The organism is Nocardiopsis sp. TRM 82005 (assembly GCF_056312425.1).
Genome location: NZ_JBWDTQ010000029.1, coordinates 1 through 17846 on the forward strand (window position 1 = coordinate 1; position 17846 = coordinate 17846).

At 71.5% G+C, this 17846-nt stretch carries 13 protein-coding genes and 1 pseudogene; 7 read left to right on the forward strand and 7 right to left on the reverse strand.

Annotated elements, in window-relative coordinates:
- Window positions 1-903: 903 nt before the first annotated feature.
- Complete coding sequence (locus AC0T5L_RS22055) at window positions 904-1578, forward strand: lytic polysaccharide monooxygenase auxiliary activity family 9 protein (protein WP_476167374.1); 675 nt, start codon at window positions 904-906, stop codon at window positions 1576-1578.
- Between the two features lie 170 nt (window positions 1579-1748).
- Here AC0T5L_RS22055 and AC0T5L_RS22060 read toward each other — a convergent pair whose 3' ends face one another.
- The 3 genes from AC0T5L_RS22060 to AC0T5L_RS22070 all read right to left on the reverse strand — a co-directional run bounded on the left by AC0T5L_RS22060 (window position 1749) and on the right by AC0T5L_RS22070 (window position 5279).
- Entirely contained in the window at window positions 1749-2102 is a 354-nt protein-coding gene (locus AC0T5L_RS22060; protein WP_476167375.1) for a hypothetical protein, read from the reverse strand.
- Between the two features lie 135 nt (window positions 2103-2237).
- Entirely contained in the window at window positions 2238-2780 is a 543-nt protein-coding gene (locus tag AC0T5L_RS22065) for an ATP-binding protein (protein WP_476167376.1), read from the reverse strand.
- A gap of 204 nt (window positions 2781-2984) precedes the next feature.
- On the reverse strand, window positions 2985-5279 hold the full coding sequence (locus AC0T5L_RS22070; RefSeq protein WP_476167377.1) for an ATP-binding cassette domain-containing protein: 2295 nt from the start codon (window positions 5277-5279) through the stop codon (window positions 2985-2987).
- 61 nt (window positions 5280-5340) lie between these two features.
- On the opposite strand from AC0T5L_RS22070, the gene AC0T5L_RS22075 reads away from it, so the two are divergent.
- From AC0T5L_RS22075 to AC0T5L_RS22085, 3 genes are all read left to right on the forward strand, one after another.
- Window positions 5341-6312 carry a helix-turn-helix transcriptional regulator gene (locus AC0T5L_RS22075; RefSeq protein WP_476167378.1) on the forward strand — a complete coding sequence of 324 codons (972 nt, stop codon included), beginning with the start codon at window positions 5341-5343 and terminating at the stop codon, window positions 6310-6312.
- Window positions 6313-6487: 175 nt separating this feature from the next.
- A complete protein-coding gene (locus AC0T5L_RS22080; RefSeq protein WP_476167379.1) occupies window positions 6488-7561 on the forward strand; it encodes a DUF1996 domain-containing protein in 1074 nt (357 codons plus the stop codon).
- Between the two features lie 114 nt (window positions 7562-7675).
- Complete coding sequence (locus tag AC0T5L_RS22085; protein ID WP_476167380.1) at window positions 7676-9487, forward strand: adenylyl cyclase; 1812 nt, start codon at window positions 7676-7678, stop codon at window positions 9485-9487.
- A gap of 76 nt (window positions 9488-9563) precedes the next feature.
- Here the strand turns inward: AC0T5L_RS22085 and AC0T5L_RS22090 are convergent, their stop codons facing one another.
- Both AC0T5L_RS22090 and AC0T5L_RS22095 read right to left on the reverse strand, forming a co-directional pair.
- Window positions 9564-11363: a discoidin domain-containing protein gene (locus tag AC0T5L_RS22090; protein WP_476167381.1), complete on the reverse strand. Its 1800-nt coding sequence runs from the start codon at window positions 11361-11363 to the stop codon at window positions 9564-9566.
- 187 nt (window positions 11364-11550) lie between these two features.
- Window positions 11551-12630, reverse strand: a complete 1080-nt coding sequence (locus tag AC0T5L_RS22095) for a LacI family DNA-binding transcriptional regulator (RefSeq protein ID WP_476167382.1) — start codon at window positions 12628-12630, stop codon at window positions 11551-11553.
- 205 nt (window positions 12631-12835) lie between these two features.
- On the opposite strand from AC0T5L_RS22095, the gene AC0T5L_RS22100 reads away from it, so the two are divergent.
- The 3 genes and pseudogenes from AC0T5L_RS22100 to AC0T5L_RS22110 all read left to right on the forward strand — a co-directional run bounded on the left by AC0T5L_RS22100 (window position 12836) and on the right by AC0T5L_RS22110 (window position 14985).
- Window positions 12836-13288 carry an N-acetyltransferase family protein gene (locus tag AC0T5L_RS22100; protein WP_476167383.1) on the forward strand — a complete coding sequence of 151 codons (453 nt, stop codon included), beginning with the start codon at window positions 12836-12838 and terminating at the stop codon, window positions 13286-13288.
- 478 nt (window positions 13289-13766) lie between these two features.
- A pseudogene (locus AC0T5L_RS22105) lies at window positions 13767-14306 on the forward strand (ABC transporter permease); the annotation flags it as partial.
- Window positions 14307-14346: 40 nt separating this feature from the next.
- The gene (locus AC0T5L_RS22110; protein WP_476167384.1) at window positions 14347-14985 is read left to right on the forward strand and encodes an ABC transporter permease; all 639 of its coding nucleotides are present in this window, start codon (window positions 14347-14349) and stop codon (window positions 14983-14985) included.
- A 59-nt stretch (window positions 14986-15044) separates the two neighbouring features.
- On the opposite strand, the gene AC0T5L_RS22115 is transcribed toward AC0T5L_RS22110, so the two are convergent.
- Together AC0T5L_RS22115 and AC0T5L_RS22120 are read right to left on the reverse strand one after the other, a co-directional pair.
- A complete protein-coding gene (locus AC0T5L_RS22115) occupies window positions 15045-16682 on the reverse strand; it encodes a glycoside hydrolase family 10-like protein (RefSeq protein ID WP_476167385.1) in 1638 nt (545 codons plus the stop codon).
- 492 nt (window positions 16683-17174) lie between these two features.
- Window positions 17175-17771: a TetR/AcrR family transcriptional regulator gene (locus AC0T5L_RS22120; protein ID WP_476167386.1), complete on the reverse strand. Its 597-nt coding sequence runs from the start codon at window positions 17769-17771 to the stop codon at window positions 17175-17177.
- Window positions 17772-17846: the final 75 nt, after the last annotated feature.

Below are 17846 nucleotides of genomic sequence, written 5' to 3' on the forward strand. Positions count from 1 at the left end.
ATCCCCAGTCGTTGAGTTGGTAGTCGACCTCGCAACCAGCCGCGGCACTGGCGGGTGCGGAGGTGATGGCGGCAAGGCTGGTGCCGAGCACCAGGGCAGAGCTCGCGGCGAGGCCGCGTCGTGTCCACGAACGTGGGTTCGAGCCACGGGGGGGTGTGCTCATCTCTTCTTTCCTTGTGGGAACGGGTCTCCGGAAGGAGCATGCGAAAGGTGTCGGGGTTGCACACCCGACAGACGTGTGAACGGAAATTACCTGCGTCTACGGAGGTGAGCGGGGCATTCTCTTGCCTTAGATCCGGGGAAAGCCGAGCGAAAGGGACTGGAAGGTTGGGAGCGCTCCCAGTCGAAGGCGAGCGGGTATGGAGAATGGTTTGAACAAGGTGTGCGAAGGGCGTCGCCGGATTCCGTAGCTCCGGGTTACGGATCCGGAACGCTTTCCTGAACGGTAGCCCGCCAATGGTGATATGTAAACACCATATGACTCGGCTGTTTTTGGTACGCCGTTCCTTTCACGGGAAATTCGCAGGTGGTGACCTGGTTCACAGTCGCCCGGCGATGGCGATCGGCCGCCCGGCGGCCACGGCGGACAGGCCCGTCACGGCGGTCGCGGCAGGGAAGGGCGTCAGCGGCCCCGCGAGCCCGCCCGCCACCGCGCCCGGGACGGGCCCGCCGTGCTCGGAGCCTCGCCACCGAGGCCGGCCGGGGCCGGAGTTACACCACGGGCGGACGAGACCGGGCCCGAGGGCGCCGCGGCAAGGTGGAGGCCAGCACGGCAACGGTGCGCTTCCGGCCGACACGCGAATTTTTCAGCGCTCTGTTTCGGACCGGTGCATGCGGGTAACAGTTGCTGTGGGAGCGCTCCCCGTCGATCGGCCGACCAAGCCGAGAAAGACGGAGACCGCAATGGAAAACAAGACCAGTCAGTCCCCCCGAAACCGCAGCTGGATCGCCCGCGCATTCGTCCTGGCGTCCGTCCCCCTGGTCGGACTGACCACGATGGCCGCGCCCGCCGCCGCCCACGGATCGATCGTCGACCCCGCCACCCGCAACTACGGCTGCTGGGAGCGTTGGGGGGACGACCACCAGAACCCGGGCATGGCTCAGGAAGACCCCATGTGCTGGCAGGCGTGGCAGGACAACCCCAACGCCATGTGGAACTGGAACGGCCTGTACCGCGACAACGTGGGCGGCGACCACCAGGGCCAGATCCCCGACGGCACCCTGTGCAGCGGCGGCGAAACCCAGGGCGGACGCTACAGCTCGATGGACGCGGTCGGTCCCTGGAAGACCACCGACGTCGGCGACGACTTCACCCTCCAGCTCCACGACGGCGCCCAGCACGGTGCGGACTACTTCCAGGTCTACGTCACCGAGCAGGGCTTCGACCCGAGCACGCAGTCGATGGGCTGGGACGACCTCGAACTGGTCGAGGAGACCGGCTCGCGCCCGCCCGCGCTGGACACCTATATCGACGTCAGCACCTCGGGCCGGTCCGGCCACCACGTCGTCTTCACGATCTGGCAGGCCTCCCACATGGACCAGGTCTACTACCTGTGCAGTGACGTGAACTTCACCTGATCCGTCCGACCACCCCTACCGGCTGTCCGGAATCCTCCGCCGGACCGGGTCCGTCGGGACTTTCGCTCCCGACGGACCCCAGCCGCGGCCACGCGGCGGGAACCGCTCCCCGTCGCGCGGCCTTCCGCCGCCCGCGGCCACGGAACACGTGAGCGATCGGGGCTCCTCCGTCAGGCGTTGTCGCCGAAGAGGCGGTCCCGCGCCGCGTCGGTGGCGGCACCGCCCGGGTCCTCCACGACACCGCCCACGGTGTCGGCCTGCTCCTGGAGGCCGTCCACGCTCTCGGTGACACCGCTGACGGCGTCCCCGCCGAAGTCCTGGGCGCTCTCCGCGACGCCGCTGACGGCGTCCTCGCCGAAGGTCTGGGCGGTCTCGGCGGCGCCCGTGGCGTCCTCGCCGAAGGTCTGCGCCGTTTCCTGTGCGGTGTCCATCCCCGTCCCCAGGGTGTCGGACACTCCCTGGGCCGCGTCCTCGGCGGCTCCGCCGAAGAGGCCCTTGAACCAGTCGATCACGTCGTCGAACATCGCTCACTCACTCCGTAGGTTGCCTTATGTCTACACCCCCGGGATAAACCTTCGGTAAGGGGCGGAAGCGAAGCGTGATCAGGATGGGCCGGAACTCGTCTCCCGAGACGCGGCCCCGCACACCGGAGCCCGCGTTCAACGGGTGAGGTACGCGGCGACCTCGGCGGCGACCCGGGCCGGGGGAACGCCGGTGGTGTCCACGACGGCGTCGGCGGTGTCCCCGAGCCACCCGCCAGCGGCGGTGAAGAAGGCCTCCGCCCTGGACCGGCGGAACTCCGCGGCGGCCGCGCTACGCTCCGGATCCCCGGGGACGACCTCGTGCCCGGAGATACGCGACTCCAGCGTCGCCCGGTCGGTGCGCAGCAGTATGTGGCGTACCTCCAGGCCCCGGTCCCACAACCCGCCGATGACCTCCTTGGCGTAGCCCTCGTCGAGGACGCTCATCGGGGCGATCAGCACCTGCCCGGTAAAGGCCGCCACCTCGGCCGCGGTGGCCGCGAACAGGGTCCGCCAGGGAGGCAGGTCCTGGAAGTCGTCGGAGTGGCCGGGCAGCAGCGCGGAGAGCATGAACCCCACCTGCTCGGGATCGAACAGCCGGCTGCCGGGGACCAGGCCGACGAGCTCCTCGGCGGTGCTGGTCTTGCCGCCTCCGAAGGGACCGTTGAGGAGGACGAACACGGTGGCTCCGTTCCGTGCCGGTGGGTCGGGGCGAAGGGATCGGGAACCCGTCGCACGTGGGTGCCCGACAGCAGGCCGACAGTGTACGGGTACGGGCATGCGTCCCGGCCCGCGCCCGCCGGGGCCAACCTCCCGGCGCCTCGGGCACTCCTGGGGAAGGGGAGCACAGGCCGCCGGTGCCCGGACCGCGCGCCTCACGTCCCGCTACGTCCCGCTCAGGTGTTCCCGCAGCGCTTCAGCGGTCGCACCGGTCCCCGAACGGGCCATTCGGTCAGGGGTGCCCTCGAAGACCACACGGCCCCCGTGCGTCCCGGCGCCCGGCCCCAGGTCGATGACGTGGTCCGCGTACGCGACCACGTCCAGGTGGTGTTCCACGACCACCAGGCTCGTTCCCGCGTCCACCATGTGGTCGAACAGGGTGAGCAGCCGGTCCACGTCGCTGCCGTGCAGCCCGGCCGTGGGCTCGTCGAGCACGTACACCGACGCCGGGGCGGCCAGTTCCCGGGCCAGCTTGAGCCGCTGGCGTTCACCGCCCGACAGCGTGTCCAGCGACTGCCCGAGGGCGAGGTAGGGCAGCCCCACCCGGACCAGGCGGTCGAGCGCGTTCCCGATCCCCGGCTCCCCGAAGAACCCGGCCGCCTCCACGGCGGTCATCCCCAGCACCTCGGCGATCGTCCTGCCGCCCAGGGTGTACGACAGGGCCCGGTCGTTGAACCGCCTGCCCCGGCAGTCCTCGCAGACGGTCTCCACATCGTCCAGGAAGGCCAGGTCGGTGGTGATCACCCCGTGTCCGCGGCACGTGGGACAGGCACCCCTGGAGTTCGCGCTGAACCACGGTGCCGCCACCCCGTTGCGCCGGGCGAACAGCCCTCGCACCGTGTCCATCACGCCGAGGAACGTCGCCGGGGTGGAGCGGCTCCCGCCCCCGACCGCGCCCTGGGTGACGGCGACCGCGTCCGGCCGCGCCCGGAGCAGCTCCCCGCCCGCCAGCGAGCTCTTGCCCGAGCCGGCCACCCCCGTGACCACGGTCAGCACCCCCGTCGGTACCGACACGTCCACGCCCTTGAGGTTGTGCAGGTGCGCGCCGCGGATCTCGATGCCTCCCCGGGGGACCCGGACCCTCCCGCGCACGGCGCGCGGCCCGCGCAGGTACCGGCCGGTCGGGGTATCCGCGTCCAACAACCCCGCCACGCCCCCCTCGTAGACCACCCGGCCGCCGTCGCGGCCGGCGCCGGGGCCCATGTCGACCACGTGGTCGGCGAGCGCGATGACGTCGGGGTCGTGCTCCACCACCAGCACGGTGTTCCCCTTGTCGCGCAGCCGCCGCATCAGCCCCGTCAGCCGGTGCACGTCGGCCGGGTGCAGCCCGGTGCTGGGCTCGTCGAACACGTAGGTCAGCCCCGTCAGTGATCCGCCCATGTGCCGGACCATCCGCACCCGCTGCGCCTCACCGCCCGAGAGCGTGCTCGCGGCCCGGTCGAGGCTGAGGTAGCCCAGGCCCACCCGGTCCAGGTACCCGAGCCGTTCGACCAGGGCATCGGCCAGCGGACGGACCCGTTCCGCGTCGATCCCGCCCACGATCCCGGCCAGTTCGGCGACGGGCAGGGCACACCACCCGGCGATGTCGTGCGGGCCGATCCGGCAGGCCAGGGCGGCCCGGTTCAACCGCGCGCCCCCGCACGCCGGACAGGGGCCGGAGCTGACCACCCGGGCGAGCGCGGCCCGGTCCCGAGCGGACAGGCCGGGGGTCTCGGAGGTGAGGTAGCTGCGGGTGAGCCGGGGCACCACCCCTTCGAAGGTCCCCGTCTTCGGGAACTCCGGGTCGGGGTCGGGCGGGCGCACCCCCTCGGCGTACAGCAGCAGTTCCCGCTCGGCGGTCGTGTACTCGCGTACGGGCTTGGCGCGGTCGAACAGACCGGAGTGCACGTAGCGCTTCCACCGCCACGTACCGGGAGCGAAGGTCGGAAACCGGATCGCGCCCTCGTCCAGGGACAGGTCCGGGTCGATCAGCGCCGCCGCGTCCACCCGGTCCACGGTGCCCAGCCCCTGGCACTCCGGGCACATGCCGCGCGGATCGTTGAAAGAGAACACGTGGGAGAGCCCGGCGGCGGGCTCACCGAGCCGGGAGAACAGCAGCCGCACCAGCGGCGCGATGTCCGTGGCCGTGCCGACCGTGGAACGGGTGTTGCCCGACAGGCGCCGCTGGTCCATGACCACCGCGACCGACAGGTTGTCGATCCGGTCCGCGTCGGGCCTGCCGGGGTGGCCCAGCCGGTTGCGGACGAAGCTGTCGTAGGTGTCGTTGAGCTGGCGCCGCGACTCGGCGGCGATGGTGTCGAACACCAGAGAGGACTTGCCCGACCCTGAGACCCCGGTGAACACCGTGATCCGGTTCCTGGGGACCCTGACGTCGATCCCGCGCAGGTTGTGCGTCCTGGCTCCCTCCACGACGATCTCGTCCGTCGCGGCGGGCTGTGGCTGTGCCGTGTCGATGCTCATGGCGCCACGCTACGAACGCTTGTGGCCAGAATCCGGCCACAATACGGGCAGAATCAGGTGCATGGCTGACACGAGCGTGCGGATGCTGCGCCTGCTGTCCCTGCTCCAGACCGGCAGGGCCTGGCCCGGAGACGACCTGGCCGCCGCACTGGACACCAGTCCGCGGTCGCTGCGCCGCGACATCGACCGGCTGCGCGAACTGGGTTACGCCGTGGAGAGCCTCCGGGGCCCCGGAGGCCACTACCGGCTGGTCGCGGGTCGCGCGGTGCCACCCCTGCTGTTCGAGGACGACGAGGTCGTGGCCGCGGCCCTCGGGTTGCGGATCGTCGCCGCGGGGCTCGGCGGGGTGGAGGGGGTGGAGGAGAGCGCGGAGCGCGTTCTGGTCAAGCTCGGTCAGGTGCTCCCCGCCCGTCTGGCCCGGCGGGCGACCGCCCTGGCCGAAGCGGTCGAACCGGAGCGGCGGGTGTGGCCGGGCGTGCGGCCGGAGGTCCTCACCGGCCTGGGCGAGGCCGTCGCGGACGGGCACTGGGTCCGTATGCTCCACCGGGGCGGCGACGGCCGCGAGCTCCGGCGGAAGGTGGATCCGTACCGGCTGGTCCTGTCCGGGCGGCGCTGGTACCTGTTCGCCTGGGACCGTGAGCGTGACGACTGGCGGACCTTCCGTCTGGACCGGATCGCCTCGGTCACCCCGACACGGGCACCCTTCCGACGCGGAGAACCGCCCGAGGGGCGGCTGGCCGACCACCTGGAGCGGGGTTTCGTGAGCGCGGAGGTTCGGCATACGGTGTCCGTCCTGTTCGCCGCGTCGGCCGAGGAGGTGGCGGCGCGGATCGCGCGGATCGACGGCGACCTCGAAGCGGTGGGCCCCGACCGTGCGCGCTACATCGCCCGGGTGGACTCCCACGAGTGGCTCGCCGTCGTCCTCGCGCTCACCGGCCTGCCCTTCACGGTCGAGGGGCCGGAGGAGTTCGTCCGCAGCACCGCCGCTCTCGCCGACCGGCTCCACCGCTCCGTGGACGGGTCCGGAGACTGAGCCCGGACGTTCTCCGTGAATTCATGCGTCAACGGTGTCTTGACACGGTGTGAACGTCGGGAAACACTGATCGGAGAGCGCTCTCCCAACTGTTTTACGCAGTCTCCGACCACCACCAGTGCGACCCGCCCCCTGCTACCGAAGCCGCACCCCCCGCGGCTTCACGGAGGTCCGCATGAGAAGAACGACCACGTCCCCCCGTCCGGCTGGTGCCCTGGCCGCGGCGACGCTCCTGGCGGTGACCGGTCTGGGCGCCTTCGGCGCCACCGGCCCGGCTCTCGCCGACGGTCACCAGCAGCACGGCGTCGAGACCACCGCGACCGCTGGTACCACCGCGATGCCCGACATGCCCGCGCCTCCCCCGGGCGAATGGATCCCCGTCGACGAGCCGGTCGAGGGCGTCCCTCCCCTCGACGAGCCTCCGCCCTTCGCCGAGCACCGCGAGTTCCAGGCCAACTGCTCGGTCTCCCACACCGGCGACGACGACCCCATCGTCTACCCGGGGATGCCGGGCGACTCGCACAACCACACCTTCATGGGCAACACCACCACCGACGCGTTCAGCACCGTGGACTCCCTGAATGAGGGCGGCACCACCTGCGTGGTCCCCGGAGACCTCTCGGCCTACTGGATGCCGACGATGTTCGACGGTGGCGAGGAGGTCCGCCCCATCGGCGACCAGGTCATCTACTACAAGTCCGGTGTCCGCGACTACACCAGCGTCCAGCCCTTCCCCACCGGCCTGCGCTACGTCGCCGGAAGCCCCGCGCAGAGCGCTGACGAGTTCATGGGCCACCCCGGCGCCGTCCAGGGATGGGAGTGCGGTGACGACTACGACAACGAGGACTTCCCCTCGCGGTGCGCTGAGGGCAGCCAGTTGAACGTCCGCTTCCAGGCACCGAGCTGCTGGGACGGGCGACACCTGGACTCGCCCGACCACAAGGCGCACATGGCCTACCCGGTCGTCGTGGACGGCCAGAACCACTGCCCCGACAGCCATCCGGTCGCCGTTCCGATGATCGAGTTCAAGATGGCCTTCCCGGCGGACGGCGACACCTCCGGCGTGCGCCTGGCCAGTGGTGGGGGCTACTCGTTCCACTACGACTTCCTCAACGCCTGGGACGAGCCCACCCTCGCCGCCATGGTCGGGCACTGCATCAACGGCGGTCTCCAGTGCGACGCCCGAGGCTACGACCAGTTCCATCCACAGGAGGGCGCGGCCCTCAACGAGGACTACGAGCTGCCCTAGAAGAGCCGACGGCTCTCGCGTGCGCGGTCTCCGCGACGGCGCGCACGAGAGCGCTCTCCCATCTGGTGGCACGACCTCCACGAACCCAGCGACACGCAGAAGGAGACGACCTCTGTGACCTCCCCGCACACCCCTTCCCAAGAAGCGGGTGGGGACCCGCACACGCTGCCAGCGGGCTCACTCAGCCGACGCGCGACCCTGACGGGCCTGACCACCGCCGCGGTGGCCTCCACGGCCGTCGGCCGCGTCCTCACCGAGGCGGCCCCCGCGGCCGCCGCCGACGAACCCGACCTCGGGCCGAACGTGACCGTCTTCGACCCCTCCATGCCCCGCGAACAGATCCAGGCCGGCCTCGACCGGGCCTTCGCCGAGCAGGAGACCGCGCAGTTCGGGTCCAGCCGGTACGCGTTCCTGTTCAAGCCCGGCCGCTACCAGGACATCGACGTCAACATCGGCTACTACACCCACGTGGCGGGCCTGGGCCTGTCGCCCGACGACGTGGATATCACCGGCTGGGTCCGGGTGATGGCCGACTGGTTCGACGGCAACGCCACCCACAACTTCTGGCGCACCGCCGAGAACCTGTCCGTCACCCCCTGGGACGGCCACAACCGCTGGGCGGTCTCGCAGGCCGCCCCGATCCGCCGGGTCCACGTGCGCGGCGAGATGCCGCTGTGGAACGGCTACGACGGCTGGGCCAGCGGCGGCTTCATGGCCGACTGCAAGGTGGACCGGGTCGTCTCCGGTTCCCAGCAGCAGTGGTTCACCCGCAACAGCGAGCTGGGCGAGTGGTCCGGCTCGGTGTGGAACATGGTCTTCCTCGGCGTGGAGGGCGCACCGCCGAACCACTTCCCCGACCCCTCCCACACCACCGTCGACCGCACCCCGCGCGTGAAGGAGAAGCCCTTCCTGCACGTGGACGGCTCCGGCGCCTACCGGGTGTTCGTGCCGGAGGCCTCCCGCGACTCCCGCGGCACCAGCTGGACGGGCGGGCCTGCCCCGGGCACGTCCATCCCCCTGGACCGTTTCCACATCGTCCGTGAGGGCGACACCGCGGCCACCATCCAGGCGGCCCTCTCCCAGGGGCGGCACCTGCTCGTCACACCCGGCGTCTACCACCTGGACCGGACGCTGGAGGTCACCGAGCCCGACACCGTCGTCCTCGGCCTGGGGCTGGCCACGTTCGTGCCCGACGGCGGGATCACCGCCCTGCGGGTCGCCGACGTGGACGGCGTCCAGATCGCGGGACTGCTCATCGACGCGGGAGCGCGGGAGTCCGAGGTCCTGGTGGAGATCGGCCCGTCCGGCTCATCGGCCAGGCACACCGCGAACCCCGTTCACGTTCATGACGTCTTCGCCCGGATCGGTGGCGCGGGCCCGGGCAGCGCGGTGACCAGCATCGTCGTCAACAGCCACGACACGATCGTCGACCACGTGTGGCTGTGGCGCGGCGACCACGGCGACGGGGTCGGCTGGGACGTCAACCCGGCCGCGCACGGCCTCGTGGTCAACGGGGACGACGTCATCGTCTACGGCCTGTTCGCCGAGCACTTCCAGCGCCAGCAGGTGCAGTGGAACGGCCAGGGCGGGCGCACGTACTTCTTCCAGTGCGAGATGCCCTACGACCCGCCGAACCAGGACGCCTTCATGGACGGTGACGTCCGCGGCTTCCCGGCCTACCGGGTGGACGCCTCGGTCACCGACCACCGCGCGTGGGGCCTGGGCGCGTACTGCCTGTTCCTGGAGGACGCCGGCATCGTCGCGGAGCGCGCCATCGAGGCACCCGAGCGCGCGGGTGTGGAGTTCCGGCACATGGTGATCGTCTCCCTGGGCCAGCTGGGCACCATCAACCACGTCGTCAACGACACCGGAGGTCCGGCGGGGCCGGAGAACGAGGGGATGGCGCACCTCGTGTCCTATCCCTGACCTCCTCACCCGCGTGAGGAACGTAGGCCGCCCCCCGGTCCTCGTAGGAGGACCGGGGGGCGGCTCGTGGGACGGGTCAGTCGGTGTACACACCGAACTCGAACAGCGAGTAGCCCCAACCGGTGCCGCGCTCGGTGCCGAGTACGCGCACGTACCGGCCCGAACCGCTGACCTCGGCGGTGTCCACGCCGCCCGTGCCGTCGGTGACTTCGTGGATGGTGGTCCAGTGGTCACCGTCGTCGGAGGTCTGCACCTGGTAGGCACGCGCGTACGAGGCCTCCCACACCAGCTGCACGCGGTCGAAGGAGGTCACCGAGCCCAGATCCGTCTGGAGCCACTGCGGGTCGCTCCAGTCGCTGGCCCAGCGGGTGTCCTCATCGCCGTCGGTCGCGTTGGTGGGCGGGAACGGCGCGCCGTCGCCCACCGCCTGGAAGGAGGAAGCGGTGGTCGGCGCTCCCAACGCGATGTTGGTGCCCTCCTCCTGCGGCACCACGACACCGACGGAGGTGGCCTCGATCCCGATGTTCCCGCTGCCGTCGCGCGAGAGCAGGTACACCTTCCACGCGCCGGGCCGCTCAGGGGCGGTCACCGTGAACGCCCCGTCGCCGTCGTGCGTGTACTCGGCGGGCACGAGCGCGCCGTTGCCGTCGACGTAGTTGCTGCTCAGCATCACCTCGTGGGTCAGGGCGTCACCGTCCGGGTCGTCGACGCCGGCGGTCAGCGCGAAGTCCGCTCCGGCCGGAACGGCGGTGCGGTCGCCGCCGACGCTCATGCCGGTGATCACCGGCGGGGTGTTGGCCGGCTCCGCGCCGCCGAAGATGTCGGCGACCTCGTAGTAGGACAGGCGCCGCTCACCGCCCGGCAGCAGGTTGAACCAGACGCCGCCGAAGTCCCGTTCCAGGCCGTAGTGGAACAGCGTGCCGCCCAGGGCCACGCCCTCGTGACCCATCAGGCAGTTCCAGGAGTCGCGGTAACCGTCCCGCTTCTCCACGTCGGTGGGCTCGTCGGGGACGCCGTTGACGTCGTCCCCGACCTCCCACTCACCGGCGGGGCCGCCCTCGGTGAGGATGTAGGGCCGGTCATAGCCCCCGCTCTCCCACGTCTGCTGGATGTCGCACACGGCGCCGTAGGAGTTGACCGCGAGCAGGTCCAGGTCGGGGGAGTGCTCCTGGTAGTAGGGCCAGGCGCCGGTCCAGGCATCGGTCGAGGTGACCGGGTGGCCTGGGTCCAGCGCCTTGATCTCCAGGGCCGCGTCGTTGACGAACTCGGCGTAGGCGTCGCGCTGCTCCTCCAGTTCCTGGCCCTCGAAGCACTTGTCCATGCCGAGCAGGGACTCGTTGCCGACGTTCCACATGAGCACGCCGGGGTGGTCCTTGTAGGCGGCCACCCACTCGTTCATCAGGTAGAGCTGGTAGCCCTTGTAGTCGTGGTCGTCGACGTAGTCCGCGCAGCCGCCGCTGCCGGGGCCGCCACCGGGCTGGAGCCAGAAGCCCATGATGACCCGGATGCCGTTGTCGGCGGCGGCGTCCAGCAGGGGAGCCGTGGTCTCGTCGGTGCCCCAGGTGCGGATGGTGTTGACGCCCATGGACGCCAGGTCGGACATGTACTCGTCGGCTTCGTCGACGGACGGGCCCCAGGTCAGACCCTGGACGGTGTAGGGCTCGCCGTCGACGGTCAGTTCCCAGTCGCCGTGGTTCCCGGTCACCTCGACCACGGATGCGGCGGTCAGCCGGTCGTCGTCGGCCGCGGCGGACACGGTGGAGGCGGTCAGTGCCAGGGGGACACCGACGGCGAGTGCGACGGCGGCCGTGACCGCCGCTCGCGGCCGCGAGCGGCCCTTCGCCGTTCTCTTTCCGGATCTTCTGTCGGACAGCACGTTCTTCTCCTCTGTCGCGGGGGGTGGGCCCGGTCGTCCGTGGACGTACGAGCCTGGGAGAGCGCTCTCCCGGAAAGGATGATGCCGACTGACGCGTGTGTCAACGCCCCCAAACGTCCGGGACGCGTTCGCCCGGGGCGTGCGCGCGCCGGTTCGGGCGGAACCCGGACGGGAGCTCCTGCCTCCCCTAAGCCGACTGGCGCACGACCAGGGTCGGTTCGAAGATCACCGACGTCGGACGCAGGCCGGGTTCGGTGATTCGCTCGAGCAGGAGCCGGGTCATCCGCGCGGCCATCTCCTCTATCGGGTGGCGCACCGTGGTCAGGGTCGGGCGGCTGGCGGTCGCCGCGCTGCTGTCGTCGAAACCCACGACCGCGACGTCCTCGGGCACACGGCGCCCGTGCTCGCGCAGCACGTGCAGAGCCCCCTGGGCCATGAGGTCGTTGGCGGCGAAGAGGCCGTCCAGGTCCGGCACCTCGGTCAGCAGCCGCTCCGTGGCCGCCTCGCCGCTCTCCTGGGTGAAGTTGCCGTCCGCCGAGGGCACATAGGGGTGGCCGTGCCGGGCCATCGCCGTACGGAACCCGGTCAGCCGGTCCTGGCTGGCCAGCACGTCCAGCGGGCCGGTGACGGTGACGACCTGCTGGCAGCCCCGGGCCACCAGGTGGTCGGCGGCCATCCGGGCGCCCTCCTGGTGGGCCAGGTCGACGTAGCTCACCGGGATCGGCCGTGGCGGTCGCGCGAAGAGCACAGTGGGCACACCGGCGTCGACGAGCTGCCCGGGCAACGGGTCGGCGGCGTGGGTGGAGACCAGCACGGCGCCGTCGGCGTGTCCCCGGCTCAGGTAGGAGACCACCTGTTCACGGGCCGCGGTGGAGTCGGCGAGCATGAGCATGGGATGCATGGAGCGCGGACGTAGGAAACCCACCACGCCGCTGGCGATGCGTCCGAAGAACGGGTCGCCCAGGACGCTGCCGTCCGTGGCGGGGGCGGGGGAGAGGCCGCCCTCCGCCTCGGCGGCGCCGCGGCCGCTCCCGCCCGAGCCGGAGACCACCAGGGCGATGGTTCCGGCCCTGCGGGTGACCAGGGACCGTGCGGCGTGGTTGGGGACGTAGCCGGTCGCGGCGATGGCCTGGCGGACCGTCGCCTGGATGGAGGGGTCGACGTTCCGGTTCTCGTTGATGACGCGGGACACCGTGGCGCGGGATACACCCGCCGCCCGGGCCACGTCCTCAAGTGTGGGGGAGCCCTTGGCTGATCGTTCGATCATGCCGTCTTTATACCAGAGAGCGCTCTCTCACCCGGAGGGTGTGAAAGCTCCTGAAACCCCTGTGACCAGCGAGAACAGATTCCCCGCCGGCTTGGGGTGAGGCCCGGACACGGTACGCGCCGGCCAAACCGGTCACCGGGGGCCGGCTGAGGCCGCCCGGGGAGGGTTCCCGCCTCGGCGGGGCCTTCCGCGTTACCGTGCTCCTATGCCTGTCCGTCCTGCCGTCGCCGAGGACGCTCCCGCCATCGTGTCGCTCATCAGGCGCGCCGCCCCGCACCTCGACACGGGGGCCTACGCGAACGGGCACCCGCCCCCGGGGGTCGTGGCCCTGGCCGCCGAACTCCACGGACGCCTCGTGGGCTGGCTGGAGGGTGTGGTGGACGACGCGTACACCGGTCCCGGCGCCCCGGTTCCGCCACCGCACGGGTACGTGCTCGCGGTCGTCGTCGACCCGGACGCGCGCAGGCAGGGGATCGGAAGAGGGCTCATGGAGGCGTTCGTGCGCGTCGCGCGGGAGGCCGGGGCCCGGTGGGTGTTCCTGTTCCCCGAGGAGGGGACGGGCGCGCGCGAGCGGGTGGAGTTCTTCGGGGCGTGCGGGTTCGAAGCCGTGGACGTCCCCGGCGGTGAGCACCCGGCCATGGGCAGGCGGACCGACTGAACCGGCAAGCCCGTGCGGCCGTGTCCGGGCCGCTGACGGGTGCCGCTGTCTCCCCTCGCCCCCGGAACGGAGCCCGCGCGGCCCCTGTACTGGGCGAACGGGCCGCGGGGCAGGGCGCCGCCTATCCCACTACCTTCACCCAGGCCCAGTGACTCCGGGCAGCCGCCGTGCTTGGCTTTTGCGCGGAGGCGGAGGGCACCGTGCCCACCCCTTCCCCAGAAGCCGAAACGAGCGGAGCTCCCATGGGCGGGCATGTCCAAGACCGGCCGGATACAGACGACGGTTCCCCGACGCCGCCCCGGCCACGGGTGTTCGGCTTCGTCCTCCAGCCGTTCGGCCTGGTTCCGTCGCCGACCGCGGGTGAGGACATCGCCAGCGAACAGCGCCCGTGATCGGGATGCTTCTGCGCGGTACCGCCGACCGGGCGCGCCAGTTGGCGCTGTCGGTCCTCACCGTGGCCCTGGGAGCGGGGTTGGCCATGGCCGTCCTCGCACTCCGGGACTCGGCCGAGCGGGTGGCCGCCGACGGTTCCGGTGTGTCCTGGACGCTGTCGGAGGCACCGGTCGTAGTGGTGGGGACCGCGGAGGGAACCGACGCGGAGATCACCGCTTCTCCGCTGGGAGAGCCGCCCCGGCTGGCCCCGGGTGTCGTGGAGACGCTGGAACGGCTTCCCGGCGTCCGCGCGGTGGAGGTCGAGGCACCCTTCTCCGCCTACGTGGTCACCGGTGAACGCACGTTCGGCGGCCGTTCGGACCGCTCGTGGGGACACTCCTGGGCGCTCGCCGAAGCCGAGGCGCTCACGCTGGGCGGCGGACGGGCGCCCGGGGCCGCGGGGGAGGTGGCGGTCGACGCACGCACCGCTGCCGAGACCGGGCTGGAACCCGGCGACCGGACACGTGTCCTGACCTCCGAGGAGCGCACCGCCGTGCGCGTCACCGGGATCGTCGACCGCGACGACCGGGGCCGGGCCGTGTTCTTCTCCCCTGCCGAGGCCGCCGAACGGGGCGGGGAGCCGGTCCTGGCCGCGGTCTGGCCGAAGGAGGGGACGGATCCCTCCCGTGTCGCCGAGGCCGTTGAGGAAGGGGCCGCCGGGGTCCCGGGCGCTCACCGGAGCCGAACGGGGCGGGGCGCTCGCGCTGGATCAGGAGAACCAGGAGTTCGCCTCGGGCATGGGGCGGTTCCTGGGCACGATGGCCGGACTGGCGATGGCGGTGGCCGCCGTCACGGTCGCGAGCCTGCTCGCTCTGACGGTGCGCGACCGTGCCCGGGAGTTCGCGCTTCTGCGCATGGTCGGAGCCACGCCCGGGCTGGTGCGCCGGCTGGTCGTCGGTGAGGCCCTGGTCCTGGGCTGCGTCGCCGCCGTGCTCTCCTGCTTGGTCGGCGTGACCCTGTCAGCCCTGCTGGCCTGGCTCTTCGCCGCCCTGGGGGCGTTGCCGTACGGGTTCGAGCTGGTCGTGGGCCCGTCCGCGGTCGCGACCGGGTCGGTACTGGCCGTGGCCGTGCCGCTGGTGGCCTGCGGCAAGCCCGCCCTCGCCGCGGGCCGGGTCGCGCCCGTGGAGGCGATGCGCGAGGCGCAGGTCCAGTCGGCACCCTTGTCCCGCACGCGCGCCGTCCTCGGAGGGGTGGTCCTGTGCGGTGCCGCGGCCCTGCGCGCCCGGCCGCTGCACGCGGCGACGGGCGGCGGCCGGAGCCGGTGACGCGTGTGGGGCCCGGCGTTCGCCGGGCCCCACGGCCGCTGTCGGGACGCGCGTCCCCGTCAGGGCACGTACCTCGGGTTGCTCGGCTGGCTCTCGTGGTGCAGCCGGTCCAGGGCGGTCACGTAGTAGGTGCGTTCACCGTCACCGCCGGGGGCGGTGAAGGTCGTCTCACCGCTTTCGGCGGCGCGCACGGTGTCGACCATGGCACGGGGGTCCTCGATTCCGCACGGGGCGTCGCCACGGCGAGGCGTGCCGTCGAAGGCGTAGACCGCGTAGTAGGCGGGCTCCTGACCGCGGCCGGGACGGATGGTCAGCCGGGTGCCGCCGTCGCCCCGCTCGGCACCGCCGACCTTGGGCGCCTCCGGCGGCGTGCCCCCGAGGTCCTCCTTGATCGGGACCAGGGCGGGCTGGGCGTAGTGCTGGTCGACCACGATGTCCATGGCCGCCCGTGCGTTGGTGCGCAGCGAGTCAGCGCTGAAGTAGACGTCGCCGTGCACACCCGGGTGGGCGCGGTTGAACTCCAGGTGCCGGGCGAGCTCCTGCGACTCGGACCAGGAACCCGCGTTGCCGGCCTTGTAGGCGGCCTGACCGATGTAGAGGTGCACCCCGGTGCCCGCGGTGACCCGCTCCCACCACGGGACCAGCACCGCGTAGTCGGCCACGGGCAGGCCGATCTCCCAGTAGACCTGCGGGTTGATGTAGTCGACCCATCCCTCTCGCACCCAGGTGCGGCTGTCGGCGTAGATGCTGCTGTAGGACTCGAAACCGTTGGTGTCGGAGCCCTCCGGGTCGCTGGAGGCGTTGCGCCAGATCCCGAACGGGCTGATGCCGAACTTCACGTGCGGCTTGGCGGCGTGCACCGCCTCGTCCATCTCCGCCACCATGCGGTTGACGTTGTCGCGCCGCCAGTCCTCGATGTCGGTGAACCCCCGGCCGTGTTCGGCGAAGGTGTCCTGGTCGGGGACCGTCTCCCCGGCCACCGGATAGGGATAGAAGTAGTCGTCGAAGTGCACGCCGTCCAGGTCGTAGTTCTCGACCGCGTGCATCATCGCCTCGATCACGAACTCACGGGCCTCGGGGATCCCCGGGTCGTAGTAGAGCTTTCCGCCGTAGGGGAACACCCAGTCCGGGTTCGACCTGGCGGGGTGGTCCTCGACCAGCCGCCCCGGGTCGTCGTGCATGGCCACCCGGTAGGGGTTGAACCAGCCGTGGAACTCCAGGTTGCGGGCGTGGGCCTCCTCGACGGCGAACTCCAGGGGATCGTACCCGGGGTCCGCGCCCTGCTCCCCGGTGATCCACTCCGACCAGGGCTCGTGCGGGGACGGCCAGAACGCGTCGGCGGTCGGCCGGATCTGCACGAACACGGCGTTGAGGCCGTCGGCCCCGGCCTGGTCGTAGAGGTCGATGAGTTCGGCCTGCTGTTCCCGGGGCGTCAGGCCCTGTTCGCTGGGCCAGTCGATATTGACCACCGAGGCGATCCACTCGGCGCGCATCTGTCTCTTGGGCGGGGCCTGGGGGTCGGTCTGGCACGGCTCGGAACCGCTGTCGGCGGCCTCGTCGGCCACCGCGGTCGGCATGTGGAGCAGGGACGCGGTGAGAACCGCGGCGAAGGCGCCACACAGGGCACCGCTGCGTGAGATCGAAGCTCTGCCCCCTGCTGCTCGGGACACGGGACGGCTCCGGTTCGGGTACGCCAAGGTGGCTCCTTCCGGCCTCTGTCGTCATGACGGGGGCGTCGAACCGGACGGGAAGCGCGTCGGTGCGGTCACCACGCACGGCGCCCGGATCGGCCCCAGAAGAAAACCTTCACGATTTGCCGGGCAGAAGCAAGGCTCCTACGTCAGTTTGGTGCGGATGTGTCGCGTGAGGGATCCGGGCCGTCGAGTCCCCGCCGAGGGGAGCGGCCGGGTCCTTCCTTTCCCGAGGGGCCGCGAACGGGTAGGACACCGACGACCGTGCTCGGTCCCCAACCCACCCGACGGCATAGGAAGGACCCGGCATCATGTTCGTCTTCTTCAGCAACCGGCTCGGCTGCTTCCTGTCCCTCGTGGTATCGGTCGCGCTGACCGCGCTGCTCCTGGTGGTCCTCAAGTCCCTGGGATGACTCGCGGGCCCGGTGGCGCCCGAGCCGGGGCCGCGCCCCGGGCCGGGCTGCCCGCGCCCAGACCCGGACCCGCGCCCGCGGCGGATCAGCCGGACCCGCGGGCCGCGTCGATCACGCCGTGCACGGCGGCGCTGACGCGTTCGGCGGCCCGGTCCGGATCGGGCTGACCGGCGTCCAGCCACGCTATGACGCCCTCGATGGAGACCGTGAACACCAGGTGCGCGGCCCAGTGCGCCCATGCCGGGTCGGGGATCACCTCGGCCAGCTGGCGCAGCGCCAACTCGGTGGAGGCGGCGGTGAGCCCGTCGGTCAGGTCGCGAAACTCCGGTTCCCGCGCGGCATGGTGGAACAGCAGACGGAAGCCGTCGGGGTCCTCGGCCGCCGCGGACAGGAACGCCGGGATGCTGGCCTCGGTGAAGTCCCCCTCGCCCACCCGTTCCGTCAGGCGTACGCGCGCTCGGTCCAGGACCGCGCGGTACATCCCGTTCTTGGACTCGAAGTGCCGGTAGAGGATGACCCGGCTGATACCGGCCTCGGCGGCCACGTCGTCCAGAGCCGTGTCGGCGTACCCGGCTCGGGCGAACGCGCGCGTCGCCGCGTCCAGGATCTGCGCCCTGCGTTCGTCCCTGCGCATCCGCCGAACGGGGGCGGCTTCCTCGCGCGCCATGGATTCCTCGGCCATCCTCGTCCTTCCTCTTGTTCACGGACGAGTCTACAAGTAGCTTTGTTTAATAGGGAGTATACAAAATCGAGCTGA

Coding starts and splice junctions, on each gene's coding strand:
- AC0T5L_RS22055 (WP_476167374.1), top strand. CDS start 904: ATGGAAAACAAGACCAGTCAGTCCCCCCGAAACCGCAGCTGGATCGCC.
- AC0T5L_RS22060 (WP_476167375.1), bottom strand. CDS start 2,102: ATGTTCGACGACGTGATCGACTGGTTCAAGGGCCTCTTCGGCGGAGCC.
- AC0T5L_RS22070 (WP_476167377.1), bottom strand. CDS start 5,279: ATGAGCATCGACACGGCACAGCCACAGCCCGCCGCGACGGACGAGATC.
- AC0T5L_RS22075 (WP_476167378.1), top strand. CDS start 5,341: ATGGCTGACACGAGCGTGCGGATGCTGCGCCTGCTGTCCCTGCTCCAG.
- AC0T5L_RS22080 (WP_476167379.1), top strand. CDS start 6,488: ATGAGAAGAACGACCACGTCCCCCCGTCCGGCTGGTGCCCTGGCCGCG.
- AC0T5L_RS22095 (WP_476167382.1), bottom strand. CDS start 12,630: ATGATCGAACGATCAGCCAAGGGCTCCCCCACACTTGAGGACGTGGCC.
- AC0T5L_RS22100 (WP_476167383.1), top strand. CDS start 12,836: ATGCCTGTCCGTCCTGCCGTCGCCGAGGACGCTCCCGCCATCGTGTCG.
- AC0T5L_RS22120 (WP_476167386.1), bottom strand. CDS start 17,771: ATGGCCGAGGAATCCATGGCGCGCGAGGAAGCCGCCCCCGTTCGGCGG.